At 70.2% G+C, this 12,579-nt stretch carries 13 protein-coding genes; 3 read left to right on the forward strand and 10 right to left on the reverse strand.

The window, feature by feature from the left end:
• Positions 1 to 100: 100 nt before the first annotated feature.
• The 4 genes from HYQ63_RS29240 to HYQ63_RS29255 form a co-directional block, all read right to left on the reverse strand.
• The gene (locus HYQ63_RS29240; protein WP_179936836.1) at positions 101 to 1,552 is read right to left on the reverse strand and encodes an LCP family protein; all 1,452 of its coding nucleotides are present in this window, start codon (positions 1,550 to 1,552) and stop codon (positions 101 to 103) included.
• Positions 1,553 to 1,638: 86 nt separating this feature from the next.
• Positions 1,639 to 3,726, reverse strand: a complete 2,088-nt coding sequence (locus HYQ63_RS29245; protein WP_179936837.1) for a glycosyltransferase — start codon at positions 3,724 to 3,726, stop codon at positions 1,639 to 1,641.
• A 306-nt stretch (positions 3,727 to 4,032) separates the two neighbouring features.
• On the reverse strand, positions 4,033 to 4,431 hold the full coding sequence (locus HYQ63_RS29250; protein WP_179936838.1) for a hypothetical protein: 399 nt from the start codon (positions 4,429 to 4,431) through the stop codon (positions 4,033 to 4,035).
• A gap of 150 nt (positions 4,432 to 4,581) precedes the next feature.
• Complete coding sequence (locus HYQ63_RS29255; RefSeq protein ID WP_179936839.1) at positions 4,582 to 5,514, reverse strand: RNA polymerase sigma-70 factor; 933 nt, start codon at positions 5,512 to 5,514, stop codon at positions 4,582 to 4,584.
• Between the two features lie 160 nt (positions 5,515 to 5,674).
• Here HYQ63_RS29255 and HYQ63_RS29260 point away from each other — a divergent pair, with 160 nt between their 5' ends.
• On the forward strand, positions 5,675 to 6,160 hold the full coding sequence (locus HYQ63_RS29260; protein ID WP_179936840.1) for a carboxymuconolactone decarboxylase family protein: 486 nt from the start codon (positions 5,675 to 5,677) through the stop codon (positions 6,158 to 6,160).
• Positions 6,161 to 6,229: 69 nt separating this feature from the next.
• On the opposite strand, the gene HYQ63_RS29265 is transcribed toward HYQ63_RS29260, so the two are convergent.
• Entirely contained in the window at positions 6,230 to 6,877 is a 648-nt protein-coding gene (locus tag HYQ63_RS29265) for a dihydrofolate reductase family protein (protein WP_179936841.1), read from the reverse strand.
• Between the two features lie 81 nt (positions 6,878 to 6,958).
• Entirely contained in the window at positions 6,959 to 7,534 is a 576-nt protein-coding gene (locus HYQ63_RS29270; protein WP_179936842.1) for a TetR/AcrR family transcriptional regulator, read from the reverse strand.
• A 72-nt stretch (positions 7,535 to 7,606) separates the two neighbouring features.
• Here HYQ63_RS29270 and HYQ63_RS29275 point away from each other — a divergent pair, with 72 nt between their 5' ends.
• Positions 7,607 to 8,194 (forward strand): dihydrofolate reductase family protein, encoded by a 588-nt coding sequence (locus HYQ63_RS29275; protein ID WP_179936843.1) that lies wholly within the window; start codon positions 7,607 to 7,609, stop codon positions 8,192 to 8,194.
• 30 nt (positions 8,195 to 8,224) lie between these two features.
• Here HYQ63_RS29275 and HYQ63_RS29280 read toward each other — a convergent pair whose 3' ends face one another.
• Both HYQ63_RS29280 and HYQ63_RS29285 read right to left on the reverse strand, forming a co-directional pair.
• A complete protein-coding gene (locus HYQ63_RS29280; RefSeq protein WP_373689154.1) occupies positions 8,225 to 9,430 on the reverse strand; it encodes a serine hydrolase domain-containing protein in 1,206 nt (401 codons plus the stop codon).
• Positions 9,431 to 9,663: 233 nt separating this feature from the next.
• Positions 9,664 to 10,083 carry a hypothetical protein gene (locus tag HYQ63_RS29285; RefSeq protein ID WP_179936844.1) on the reverse strand — a complete coding sequence of 140 codons (420 nt, stop codon included), beginning with the start codon at positions 10,081 to 10,083 and terminating at the stop codon, positions 9,664 to 9,666.
• 259 nt (positions 10,084 to 10,342) lie between these two features.
• On the opposite strand from HYQ63_RS29285, the gene HYQ63_RS29290 reads away from it, so the two are divergent.
• The gene (locus HYQ63_RS29290; protein WP_179940637.1) at positions 10,343 to 10,831 is read left to right on the forward strand and encodes a hypothetical protein; all 489 of its coding nucleotides are present in this window, start codon (positions 10,343 to 10,345) and stop codon (positions 10,829 to 10,831) included.
• A 247-nt stretch (positions 10,832 to 11,078) separates the two neighbouring features.
• On the opposite strand, the gene HYQ63_RS29295 is transcribed toward HYQ63_RS29290, so the two are convergent.
• Both HYQ63_RS29295 and HYQ63_RS29300 read right to left on the reverse strand, forming a co-directional pair.
• On the reverse strand, positions 11,079 to 11,540 hold the full coding sequence (locus tag HYQ63_RS29295) for a hypothetical protein (RefSeq protein WP_179936845.1): 462 nt from the start codon (positions 11,538 to 11,540) through the stop codon (positions 11,079 to 11,081).
• Positions 11,541 to 11,696: 156 nt separating this feature from the next.
• Positions 11,697 to 12,536 (reverse strand): DUF1963 domain-containing protein, encoded by an 840-nt coding sequence (locus HYQ63_RS29300; protein WP_179936846.1) that lies wholly within the window; start codon positions 12,534 to 12,536, stop codon positions 11,697 to 11,699.
• Positions 12,537 to 12,579: the final 43 nt, after the last annotated feature.

The raw sequence follows: 12,579 nt of genomic DNA on the forward strand, positions 1-12,579 counted from the left end.
CGTCCCGTCCATGAAACCGTTCGCCCCGCCGGGAGGGGAAGACGGCGGTGCCGCGGAAACGTCGACGGGGGTGCCGCGGAAAAGCGGCACCCCCTCCCGGCTACTGTGCCGCCGCTGCCGGGCGGCCGGGCAGCGACGGGGGCACGTCCACCGGCTGGTCGTTCTGGAGTTGGCCGAAGAGCCGCTTCGCCTGCACGGTGTCCCACTGCACGGCGCTGCCCTTGGACGTCTTCAGGTTGGTGTTGGACACCGGGACGTTGAGCTGTTTGCCCGCGCCGGAGGTGACGCCCTTCATCGCCTGGAACAGGGACATCAGGGTCTGGAGGTTCATCTTCTTGTCCACGATGAGCGTGTCCAGCCCCGCGCTGACGGTCGGGAACGCCGCGAAGGGGTTGGCCAGAACGCCCGGTGTGGCGGCCTTCTTGGCGAGCGCGGCCAGGAACTTCTGCTGGTTCTGGGTGCGTCCCAGGTCGCCGTTGGCCTCCTGCTTGCGCTGCCGGACGAACGAGAGCGCCTTGCCGCCGTCGAGGGTCTGGCAGCCCTTCTTCAGGTCCAGGCCGGACTTCTCGTCCTTGATGTCGCGGTCCACGCACATCCGCACGCCGCCGACCGCGTTCACGATGTCCACGAAACCGCCGAAGCCGATCTCCGCGTAGTGGTTGATGTGCAGTCCGGTGTTGCGCTCGATGGTCTGGACGAGCAGATCGGGACCGCCCCGCGAATAGGCCGCGTTGAGCTTGTTCTGCTCCTCGCCGTAGCGCTTGCCGGTCTCGGGGCGTACGTACGACGGCACCCTCACCCAGGAGTCGCGCGGCAGGCTCATCATCGTGGTGCCGTTGGCGCCGGTGTGCAGCACCATCATCGAGTCGGTGCGGCCGCCCTCGGCCGAACCGGTGCGGAGGCTCTGCTTGGCCTCCGCGGACAGGCCCGCCCTGCTGTCGGAGCCCACGATGAGGTAGTTGGTGCCCTTGCCGAGCGGCGGGCGGTTCGCGGCCTTGTCGAGGTCGACGTCGCGGTTCATCTGGGTGTCCACCCAGATGTAGGCGCTCCCGGTGGCGACCAGCAGCGCCGAGACCATGACGATCGCCAGCCGGGTGAGGCGGCGGCGCCTGCTGAGCGGCTCCTTGGGGGCGCGCCGCCGTACGACGAGGGGCTCGGCGGCGTCCTCGTCCCGGAACAGGGGCCGCTGGTCGGGGACGTCCGGCCGCATCGGACCGGGCCCGCCCGGGCCCCTGACACCGCCCGGACCTCCGCCGGGGAGACCGCCCCCGCCCGGAACCCCGGCGCCGCCCGGAACCCCGGCGCCGCCCGGAACCCCGGGGCTGCCCGGAACCCCGCCCCCGCCCGGAAACCCGGGGCTGCCCGGGACCGGCGGCGGGGGCGGCGGCGGGTTGGGCGCGGGCGGCACGACGGGGAACGACTCGGTCGGCGCGTTGGCCGTCTCGTAGGCCCGGGCCGCCCCCGCCTGACGCGTCGGCTGCTGCCGGAGGTACGCCGCCGTCCCCTGCCGCTGCTGCTCTCCCTCTGCCCGCCCTTCCCGCCTATCACTCATGGGGGCAGCCTCCCTTCGGGTGGAAACGTCCGTATGCCTGCGCCTGCTGACTACTGATACGGCTGCGGCCGCCCGTTGTCTCGATGTCAGGCTCTCTGGTACGCGGCCGGGTCGCCGATCGTTTCACCGGCCGTCCCCGAGCGCTGGATGCGGTGCCACTTCAGCCGGGCACCGAGCAGCAGGGCGACCACGGACTGGATGACCACCAGATACATCAGCTGCCGGTAGGCGAAGAGCTGGAACGGCAGCGACCACAGGGTCCGCATCCGTTCCCCGTCCAGCCGCAGCGCGTATCCGGCGCACACCGTCTGGATGCCGAGGTACGCGAGCCACACCCCGGCCGACTCGGTGGGGTTCTGGAAGAGGATCCCGTACAGCGCGAAGAGGTCGATCACGGGCGCGAGCAGCGGCAGCACGACCTGGAAGAGCGTGAGGTAGGTCAGCCCGCGGCGGCCGAACCGTCCCACCGAGCCCAGCTCGATCATGGCGCGGCGGTGCTTCCACATGGACTGGAGCGTGCCGTAACCCCAGCGGTAGCGCTGCCGCCACAGCTGGCGCAGCGAGGTGGGGACCTCGGTCCAGGCGACGGCCGTCTCCTCGTACACGACCTTCCAACCGGCCCGCCACAGGGACATGGTGAGGTCGGTGTCCTCGGCGAGGGTGTCCTCGCTGACCCCGCCGACCGCCAGCAGCGCCTCGCGCCGGAAGGCGCCGATGGCGCCGGGGACGGTGGGCATGCACTCCAGCACCTCGAACATGCGGCGGTCGAGGTTGAACCCGAAGACGTACTCCAGGTGCTGCCACCGGCCCAGCAGGCTGCGCCGGTTGCCGACCTTGGTGTTCCCGCTCACCGCGCCGATGGCGGGCTGCGAGAGCGGCTGGATGAGCTGGCGGATGGCGTCCGGTTCGAAGACGGTGTCGGCGTCGACCATGACCACGATGTCGTGCTTGGCGTGCGCGAGACCGGTGTTGAGCGCGGTCGGCTTGCCCGAGTTGGGCTGACGTATCACCAGCACCCGGGAGTCGTTGCTGGCGGCGGCGATCTCGGCCGTCCGGTCCGTCGACCCGTCGTCGATCACGATGATCTGGAGCTTCTGGTGGGTGGAGGCCAGCAGCGACTTGATGGTGCCCTCGATGCCCGCCTCCTCGTTGTACGCGGGGACGAGCACCGTCACCGGGGCGTTCACCACCGGAAGCTCGGGGGCGCCGGGACGGTAGCGGGTCAGCCGCCGGACATGGGCGCGGGCGAACACGACGAGCAGCACCAGCCGCAGCACCCCCAGCGCGCCCGCGATGCCCAGCACCCACGTCATGATGGTCACGAAGGCGCGGCCCACGGCCGCGAGCGAGATCAGGGCGGTGCCCTCCCAGCGCTCCATGGTGGAGGACCGGGTCTCGACCGGCGGCACCCCGAGCCCGCCCGTCACCGTGGTGAACCTCTGTACCCGCGGGTTCTTCAGCAGTCTTTCCGTCTCCTGGTACGCCGTGTCCGTCAGCGAGAGCTGCCGGATCATCCCCTGCGAGGGCCGCCGCGACGGCTTGTCGGCGGCGACCAGCGCGTACCCCTGCGCGGCGACCTTGCGCGCCGCCTGCCACTCGACGCCGCACAGCGTCTCCACGTCGGTGGTCAGCGGCATCCGCATCAGCCGCGGCTCGGCCCCCACGGTGCCCGCGAGCGCCGATTCGGTCAGCGACAGCTCCATCTTGGAGCGGACGGACGACGCCGTGCCCATATCGGCGCCGGTGTAGGTGTTCGAGCCGATCTCATGGCCCTCGGCTCTGATCCGCCGCACCAGATCCGGGTGCTCGGCCGCCTTGGCGCCGTTGAGGAAGAACGTCGCGCGTGCGTTGTTCCTGCGCAGCAGGTCGAGGATGCGCGGCGTCCACTCCGGGTCGGGCCCGCCGTCATAGGTGAGCGCCACCGTTCCGGCGGGCATCCTCACCGTCTTCACCTGGCCGTTGTTGATCTGCACCACCGGGCCGCCGCCGACGATGTCCTTCGGCACCGGGCTGGTGCAGGCGGGCCGCGATTTCGCGGCGTCCACCTCGTGGGTGGTCCAGCCCTGGAACATCAGCAGGCCGAACATGAGGGGAAGGCTCAGGGAAAGCAGCAGCCAGTGCGCGCGCGGGTCACGGGACCGCTTGTGTCGGCCTCCTCGGATCGGGTGGCTCATCGGCTGGATCGTCCCCCAGGGGTCAGGGTCGCATGAGCCACGGCCAAACGTGGCACGTCTTCGGTCGAGGTCGGAGGATGCCGGAGCCGCGTTGGGGCGACCCACGCGGCATCAGACGGGTCTCACCGTAGTGAGGGCGGCTCAGCGCCCCGGCCCAACCGGCGGTAACGGATAAGAATCCGCCGACGCCGCCCTGTTGGGCTGCCGGATCACGTATCGTCTGTCGGCGGCCCACCCATGGCTGTGACGCGCGCACGCAAAAACGGTCCGCCGGTGGAACCGGCGGACCGTCAGGCGCGATCGAGGTTAGGCGACGGCTGTGGCTGTCGCCTTGTGGGCGGTGTTGTTGCCCCAGTATTCGTAGACGACGATGCCGACGGCCGTGTCCTCCAGGAAGAAGTTTCCTTCGATGGATTCGCAGCGTCCGTTGTTGGAGGGGTCGGACGTGAACACCCACACCGAGCCGGAACCGTCCCGACCGCTCACCTCGACCGTGATTCCGCGGCCGTCGGATCTGTTGTCGCAGACGGTGACCTTTTCCACGCCGGGGTGACCGTTGAGGTCGGCGTCGAAGAAGGCGGCGCCGCTCTGGTTACTGGTGTAAATCCAACCGCTGTTCTGCGACGCCTGTGCCTGGGTGGCGAGGCCCATCGTCGACATCATCGCGATGCCGGCCACGATCGGGGCCGTTCGTATTGCTCGCATGGGTTCCTCCCGTTGTTGACGCGCCTCCTGATGAGGGCGACGGCGAGCCACCTTAAGCACCCGGCTTGCCCCAAGGCCAGATCTTTTTTCCCAACTCCTCCTGGCGAGGGGAAAGTTCGGGCTGGCTTCTTCGAGTGCAGGCCCCCGGGTTCAACGGCGCAGGGCGGTTTCCTGTCGCATGTGGGACAGCTTCTCGGGGTTGCGCACGGCGTACAGGCCGGTGATCAGGCCGTCGTCGATGCGCACCGCCAGGACGGTGTCGACCGCGTCGTCCTGCCGGAGGATCAGCGCCGGGTGGCCGTTGACCTGCGCGGGGCGCAGCGATCCCACCTCGGCCATCCTGCCAAGACCGGCGGCCAGCAGGCGGCCCACCTTGTCGGCGCCCACGATGGGCCGCGGGACGGCCTGCTTGATGCCGCCGCCGTCGCCCAGGAAGACGACATCGGGGGCAAGGATGTCGAGCAGGCTCTGAAGATCGCCCGTGTCGGCCGCCCGCTGGAACGCGTCGAGCGCGTCGCGGGTCTCGGCCGGGGACACGGCCCCGCGCGGTCGGCGAGCCGCGACGTGGGCCCGTGCCCGGTGCGCGATCTGGCGGACCGCGGCCGGGCTCTTGTCGACGGCGTCGGCGATCTCGTCGTACCCGAGGTCGAACACCTCGCGCAGTACGAACACCGCCCGCTCGGTCGGCGTCAGCGTCTCCAGGACCAGCAGCATCGCCATCGAGACGCTTTCGGCCAGCTCGATGTCCTCCGCCACGTCCGGGGCGGTCAGCAGCGGCTCGGGCAGCCAGGGGCCGACGTAGGACTCCTTGCGGCGGCCGAGCGTCCGCAGTCGGCTCAGCGCCTGGCGCGTGGTGATCCGGACCAGGTACGCGCGCTGGTCCCGTACGGCGCCGAGATCGACGCCCGCCCACCGCAGCCAGGTCTCCTGGAGGACGTCCTCCGCGTCGGCGGCCGAGCCGAGCATCTCGTAGGCGACCGTGAACAGCAGATTGCGATGGGCGACGAACGCCTCGGTGGCCGTGTCCTGGGTGCGCTCACTGTTCACCGGCTGCTCCTGCCTGCTCGCTCTCGACGATGCCACGCGCACAAGACGCCGGTCGCGGCGATTCTGTGACACCTCCGGCCGGTGGCGCACGTCACACGGCCCGAGGTGTCACAGGGAGCGGGCCGTCGGCATCTCGTGTTCGTCCAGTGCACCACCACGAGAGACGCACGAGAGACCCACACGAGAGGACACCGTCATGGACGCACGGTTCAACCTGTTCGAGAACGAGTTCGGCGCCAGGTTCTCCAAGCGGTTCGCAGGCGCCGGGCTGCTGATCCACCAGTCGTCGCTGCCGAAGTCCACGCAGGAGCTGGTGTCGCTGCGCGCCAGCCAGATCAACGGCTGCGGCTGGTGCATCGACATGCACACCAAGGAGGCCGCGGCCGCCGGAGAGACCGCGGTCCGGCTCAACCTGGTCGCCGCGTGGCGCGAGGCCACCGTCTTCACCGAGGCCGAGCAGGCCGCGCTGGCGCTCGCCGAAGAGGGCACCCGGCTCGCCGACGCCCACCCCGGCGTGTCCGACGAGACCTGGGCCCAGGTGCGCAAGCACTACGACGACGACCAGATCGCGGCCCTGGTCTCGCTGGTCGCCCTGATCAACGCGGCCAACCGGCTCGCCGTGATCGTCCACCAGCGGGGCGGCTCCTACGAGCCCGGCATGTTCGCCGCCGCGGTCGGCTGACCGGCGGGCGTGCCCGGCCCGGGATCATCCGAACCGGGCCGGGCGCCCCGCCCTAAAGGCCCCCTCGCGTCACTTCCGCCAGAACAGGTGGTGCGTCACGCCGCTGCTCGGGCTCGGCACGACGTCGAGGTGGAACCGGTCGCGCAGCTCATCGGGCGATTCCCACAGCCGTACCCCGGATCCCAGCTCCACCGGCGCGACCGCCACGTGCAGGGTGTCGACGAGGTCGGCGTCGAGGAACTCGCGGATGGTGGTGGCCCCGCCGCCGAGCCGGACGTCCTTGCCCTGCGCCGCCTCCCGCGCCCGCGTGAGGGCCGTGGCCGGGTCGGCGTCGACGAAGTGGAACGTGGTGTCGGAGAGCGTGAACGAAGGACGCGGGTGGTGGGTCATGACGAACACCGGAGTGTGGAACGGGGGCTCGTCACCCCACCAGCCGAGCCACTCATAGTCCTGCCAGGGCCCGCGCTGCGGCCCGAACTTGTTGCGGCCCATGATCTCGGCGCCGATGTTGCGGTCGAAGTCTCGCGTGAAGTAGTCGTCCAGACCGCGGCTCCCACCGGCGTCGGTGCGCATGGGCCAGCTCGCCGTGGCCCCGGCCCAGGCGAACAGGGCCCCAGGATCGGCGTCGCCGAACGGCCGCTCCAGGCTCTGGTGCTCACCGGCACCGAATCCGTCCCGCGAGACGGTGAAGTTCTGGACTCTCAGCAACTGCGTCATGTTGCTCCTCCTGTAGGGGGTGACGACAGTTGGACCGCCCGGCCCCGGCAAACTCATCGCCGCGGTCAAAAATGCTGGCTTTCACGGCGTGACGATGCGCTCGACCGCGGCCGCGACGAGGGCGCCCCGCTCGGCCTCCGAGAACATGTCCGGCAGCGTGAGCTGCTCGACGATCAGCCAGTTGAGCGCCAGATGCAGCAGCCGGACCGCCGTCGCGTCGCCGGGCAGGCCGGACTCCTCGTGGTAGGCCAGGTTGGCCGCCATGTCGGCGCGGACGCGCTCGGTCAGCACCGCGCGCAGGGCGGGCCGCCGGGTGGCCTCCAGGCGCAGTTCGAGGAGCGCCAGATAGCCGGTGCGGAAGGCGCTGATCCGGCCGACCAGCTCGCGCATCAGCGCCGTGTACCCCTCCCGGTCGCGGGTGCTCGCCCGCTGCCGGGCGATGGTCGCCTCGTCGGGCTGGAGCCGTTCGTAGACCCGGGCACCGGCCTGGGTGAGCAGGTCGTCGCGGTTGGCGAAGTAGTTGGAGGCCGTCCCCGGCGGCACGGCGGCCTCGGTGTCCACCGCCCGGAACGTCAGCCCTCGCGCGCCCTCCGCGGCCAGCACCTCGATGGCGGCGTCCACGAGGGCCGCCCTCCGCTCGTCGTTCCTGCGGACCATTGACACCACTCCAGTTGTAGTACTACGTTCACACCGCCTCAGTCAGAGTACTACGTATGGAGTGGTTTACGGATGCGAGAACTCGTCTACTACGTCGCCGTCAGCATCGACGGCTATATCGCCGGGCCCGGCGGGGAGTACGACTTCTACCCCGGGGGCGACGAGGCGCAGCACGCCGCCTACATGGGGTCGATGAACCAGCGCTACCCCGAGACCGTCCCCACCGCCATGCGCCCCGCCCACGGCCTCACCGACGCGCCCAACCGGCACTTCGACACCATCCTGATGGGCCTCGGCGCCTACCGCCCCGCGCTGGACGCGGGCATCACGAGCCCGTACGCCCACCTGCGCCAGTACGTCATCTCCACCACCCTCGGCGCCGCCCCCGACCCGGACGTGACGGTGGTCGACGGCGACCCCCTCGCCCTGGTCCGCGACCTCAAGCGGGAGGAGGGCCAGGACATCTGGCTGTGCGGCGGCGGCCGGCTCGCGGGGACGCTGCTGCCCGAGGTCGACCGCATGATCGTCAAGAGCTACCCGGTGGTCGCCGGAGCCGGAATCCCCGCCTTCCACGGCGCGTTCAACCCGACCGTCTTCCGGGTGACCGACCGCGAGTCGTTCGACAACGGCGTGACGGTCACGTCGTTCGCGCGCCGGTGACCGATCTCGTGGCCCTCGGCGGGACACGTCTCAGCCGGTCGGCGTGGCGGGCAGGGGCTTGCCCAGCATGGTGCAGACCGCGGTGTCCACCAGAGCCTTGTTGGCGGCGGCGGCCTTCGCCTCCTTGACACCGAAGTTGGTGATGGTCAGGACCGCGACACTGCGGCGGCCGCTCCCGTCGGTGTAGACCTCACTGGAGTAGCCGGGCTGACCACCGGTGTGGCCCCAGACGGTGCCGCAGGGAGTGTCCACCTTCATCAGGCCCAGTCCGTAAGCGCCGCGCTCCTCGGGCGCGGTGACCATCGTCCGCATCTGCTCCATCTGCGCCTCGGGCAGGAGCCTGCCGGACATCAACGCGGTCTGGAACCGCTGCCAGTCCCGCGCCGTGGAGACCATCCCTCCCGCCGCCCACGCCCAGCTCGGGTCGATGTCGGTGGTGTCGACATTGTCGTGTGGGCGCCCGGGGCCCGCGAACCCGGTGCCCTCGGGCAGTTCCACCGTCGGAGCGAGGATGCGCCGGAGGCGTTCGGAGTCCGGCTCGTAGCCGGTGGCGTGCTTCTTCCCGGAGCCGAAGTCGGCGTTCGCGGCCAGGAAGGAGTCGTTCATCCCCAGCGGCCCCGTGATCCTCTGCTCGATCAGGCGGGCCAGGCCCTTCCCGGTGGCCTTCTCGAGGATCAGCCCGAGGGCCGCGTAGTTGGCGTTGCTGTACGAGTACTTCTCGCCGGGAGCGGCCGGGGGATCCTGCGGAGGCGTGATCGCGAGAAGCTCCTCGGGCCGCCACGTGCGCCGCTCCTGCCCGGTCAGGGTGGGCAGGAATTCCGGTGTCAGCAGGTAGTCGCCCAGCCCGCTGGTGTGGTTGAGGAGCATCTTCACGGTGATGTCCTGCCCGCCCTCGACCAGCCCCGGCAGCCACTTCTCCACCGGGTGGGCCAGATCGACCTTGTGCTCGGCGACCAACTGGAGGATGAGGGCCGCGACGACCGTCTTGGTGTTGGACGCCATCCTGAAGCGGTCGTTCACGGCGAGACGGTGATCGGCCTTGGTCCAGGCGGTCTGACGGGCGATCTCCACGGGCTTCCCGCGGCCCCGGTCCACTCGGACGATCACGCCTAAGGAGCCGGTGTCCGCCGCGGTTTGCGCGAGCCCCGCCAGCTGCCCGTCGGCCGCTGCCGTCACCCTCGTCGTGCCCGAGTCCGCTTCCGAGCAGCCGACGAGTGACCCGCTGATGCCGGTCACCAAGGTCAGCGTGAGTGCCCCACGCAGGATCCGGCGGCTCGATGCCCTGTATGACGACACGGTCGTTCTCCCTCGCAGCTCTCGCCCGGTTGCGGATGGCGATGGTGCTCATCCTTCTCCGCGGGAGATCACAAGGGGATCCGGCCAGCCCGCCGGATCACCGGGGGTTATCCCCCTCCTCATCGGGAAGTGCGGCTTCCCCCAGCACGGCGCTGAGGGAAGCCGCGTCGAGGCTAGAGCACGGCGACGGTGAACGGCCTGTCCGCGGGGGTGCCGCTGCTGTTGCTGGTCACGACCGTGATGGTGTCGGTGGCGTTGCCGCAGTAGCCATGCGGTGCGCCGATGGCGGTGATCTCGCCCCGGTAGTTGTTGAGCGTGGCGACGATCGCCGCGTCGTCCAGGTCATCGCTGACGTTGGGGTCCGAGACCTGGACGCAGTAGACACCCGCGGCGCTCGTGCCGGTCCCCCGGGTGACCGATGCGACGTTCTTGGACGCGAGGACCGTACCGTCCGAGGCCACCTTCGCGGCGGCGCGGGCGTACGGGGCGTCCATGTCGTCGGCCGAGGCCATGCCGGACAGGGCGGTCAGTGACGTCACGGCGCCGAGGACGAGCGCGAGGACGCGGCTGGTGCGGCGTGCTGAGGTGCGCATTGCCTGCTCTTTCTCGGCCCTGGGCGCGCTGTTGAGGCAGCGGTGGGCCGGGATAGCGGATGGGGCTGGGCGGTGTCACCGCCGGAGAAGAGCAGAGCAGAGGGGGGACGTGTTCTCGTCGAGTGCCGGTGGAGGGGCGGCCGGCAAGAAAGCTCGCGGCCTGCGCCCGGCACGGAGCGCCGCGCGCAGGCGCGGGGCGGGCGCCGGGGCCGCCTGCGCCTTCGCACGCGGCCGGCTCGAAGATCAACGGCATGCGACGATGACCGCCATGTCTGGTCAGGTCTGGGTGTCACTCATATCGTTGGGCGGCGTCGTCCTCGGCGGCTTGTTGTCCTACCTCGTCCAGCACAGGACCCAGCTGTCGGCGGAACGCGCTGAACAGGAACGGCAGCACATAGCGCTCTCGGAGACCCGGCGCGCGGAACGGCTGGCGCTGCTGGAGCGGTTCATCGAGGTGTCGGCGGAGGCGGAACGCTGCGCCTACACCCGCCCGTCCGAATGGGAGGACACCGACGACTGGTACCTCACGACCCGAGACGTCATGTACAGGCTGTGGGTCGCGGATCGGCTCATCCGTATCCAGTTCCCCCTGTCCGTGCACGATGCCGCGCACAAACACTTCCTGGACCTCAACCGCACCGTGTGGCACGGCTTGCCCGACGGGGAGAGTGTGCGGGACTACCTGGAGGACAACCGGGCGGCTTTTCTCGACGCGGCTCGCGCGGTGATGAGCGGCCCTGGGGGGTGACCCGGCCGGTCGATGGGACGCAAACTCGCCACTACAGAAGGTGCGTCGGATATGGAACAGCCCGGCCCGGGTCCGCTTGCCCGTACGGCGCCGGCCGGGCTCCCATGCGTTCATCAGGCTCGCGTCCGCGTCGATATCTCCGCGTCCTGTTCCCGCTCGAACGCTGAGCCGTGTCGTAGCGCGCCCCTCCGCTTCCCATCATCGGAGAAGCGGAGGGGCGTTCGTGCCAGCCCGGGTGACGCCGGGACTACGCGTAGACGGTGACGGGGGAGAGGCAGGATTCCCAGTCGCCCTTGACCACGCAGACCTTCATGGAGTGCTTGGAGTCCTCGCCCAGGTTGCCGGTTTTCCAGGGGCTCCAGTAGGGCGCGCCGTGACCGCGAGTCGAGGCCACGCGACCGGTGTCGAGGCGGGCCTCGACGCCCAGACCGTCGCCGGCGCCGTCGTAGGCGATGAGGGCGTCACCAGGGTCGGTCTTGCCGTCCCCGTTGATGTCCCCGCCCGGGTTCTGGCTCCAGATGCCCGTCCCGGCGTAGACGCCGCCGTAGTAGATGTCCACCCCGGTGTACGGGCTCTGGACGCTCTGCTGTCTGAGGACGTAGCTGAGCTTGGGCTTCCCGTCGTCGGCCTGGGCAGTGGCCTGGGTGGCCGCCACGGCACCGAGTGCGAGCAGACCGGCGACGCCCGCCTTCAGAATCTTTCGAGTCATATATCCCCCTTGTGTCTCGAAATGCCTACTGAGTATCAGGGGCACCATGCTTAACCGGGCGTTGACGTGCAACAAGCCTGATTCCGGCCGCCAGTGACAGAGGTATAGGCCATTCCGGTGCGGTCGCGCTCGGTCCGTACTGTGTGTGGCGGCGTGTCACCAGATGTCCGGAGTCGGGATCGCCCGGGTGAAGTCCCCGGCCCGCAGTGCCTCGGTGGGAATCGACCAGTGCATCCAGCTGCCGTCGCCGCCGATGTACCACTCGCCCTGCCCGGACAGTTGGAGCAGGTGGTGGTAGAGGTTCGGGTCTTCGCCGTTCGACAGCATCGGGGAGCTGCCCGTCGGGAATTCCGGTCGGCCGAAGGCGATGTCCTCGGAGTCCAGCGCGCCCGGCCGCTCCGACCAGTCGGTCAACAGTCCGTGTATGTACGTGTCGGGCATGGCCCGGGCTATGTCGTCGGCGTCCGGCCCCAGGTCGAGGGTCTTCCAGGCGGGGTCATAGGTGTCGGGGAACGCGAACCCGGGCGAGGCCGCCCACGGCACCGGATCGAAGACGCTCGCCCGGGCGGGCGGGGCCGTCTCGACGGCGTGCGTGGTGCGGGCCGCGATCACCCGCCCCACCTGCGGGGCCATGAAGTCGTACTTCAGCGACAGCTCCATGGCGGCCGGGTCTGCGTCCTCGGAGTCGCTGTCGAGGGAGAAGAAGTTGAGCAGGCCCGTCCCGGTCGGGAGTACGCCGTCCAGCCAAGGCGCCAGGGCATCGGTGTCGAGGACGGCGATCAGGCTCAGCGGGAGGCCGTCGCAGGTCGGCCACGGCGTGCCCGGTTCGAGCATCGCCCGCCCACCGAAGCGGCTGTGGCCCGCGGCCTCGCCGGGCCCGGCTTCGGTGAGCGCGAACCCCGGCCGGGCGAGGCGGACGAAGCGGGCCGCGAGGTCCGCGCCGAGACGTTCGGCGCAGAAGTCGCGCAGGGCGGTGAGCGTGGTGTTCGGGTCCATGCGGAGGATTCAAGCAGCCGGGTGTGACACCGCGGTCATGGCG

The sequence above is a fragment of the Streptomyces sp. Rer75 genome, assembly GCF_013414305.1.
GTDB classification, from domain to species: domain Bacteria; phylum Actinomycetota; class Actinomycetes; order Streptomycetales; family Streptomycetaceae; genus Streptomyces; species Streptomyces himastatinicus.

Excerpts from the sequence above, each read along its gene's own strand:
- HYQ63_RS29240 (WP_179936836.1), bottom strand. The coding sequence starts at position 1,552 with ATGAGTGATAGGCGGGAAGGGCGGGCAGAGGGAGAGCAGCAGCGGCAG.
- HYQ63_RS29245 (WP_179936837.1), bottom strand. The coding sequence starts at position 3,726 with ATGAGCCACCCGATCCGAGGAGGCCGACACAAGCGGTCCCGTGACCCG.
- HYQ63_RS29250 (WP_179936838.1), bottom strand. The coding sequence starts at position 4,431 with ATGCGAGCAATACGAACGGCCCCGATCGTGGCCGGCATCGCGATGATG.
- HYQ63_RS29260 (WP_179936840.1), top strand. The coding sequence starts at position 5,675 with ATGGACGCACGGTTCAACCTGTTCGAGAACGAGTTCGGCGCCAGGTTC.
- HYQ63_RS29265 (WP_179936841.1), bottom strand. The coding sequence starts at position 6,877 with ATGACGCAGTTGCTGAGAGTCCAGAACTTCACCGTCTCGCGGGACGGA.
- HYQ63_RS29270 (WP_179936842.1), bottom strand. The coding sequence starts at position 7,534 with ATGGTCCGCAGGAACGACGAGCGGAGGGCGGCCCTCGTGGACGCCGCC.
- HYQ63_RS29275 (WP_179936843.1), top strand. The coding sequence starts at position 7,607 with ATGCGAGAACTCGTCTACTACGTCGCCGTCAGCATCGACGGCTATATC.
- HYQ63_RS29285 (WP_179936844.1), bottom strand. The coding sequence starts at position 10,083 with ATGCGCACCTCAGCACGCCGCACCAGCCGCGTCCTCGCGCTCGTCCTC.
- HYQ63_RS29290 (WP_179940637.1), top strand. The coding sequence starts at position 10,343 with ATGACCGCCATGTCTGGTCAGGTCTGGGTGTCACTCATATCGTTGGGC.
- HYQ63_RS29295 (WP_179936845.1), bottom strand. The coding sequence starts at position 11,540 with ATGACTCGAAAGATTCTGAAGGCGGGCGTCGCCGGTCTGCTCGCACTC.
- HYQ63_RS29300 (WP_179936846.1), bottom strand. The coding sequence starts at position 12,536 with ATGGACCCGAACACCACGCTCACCGCCCTGCGCGACTTCTGCGCCGAA.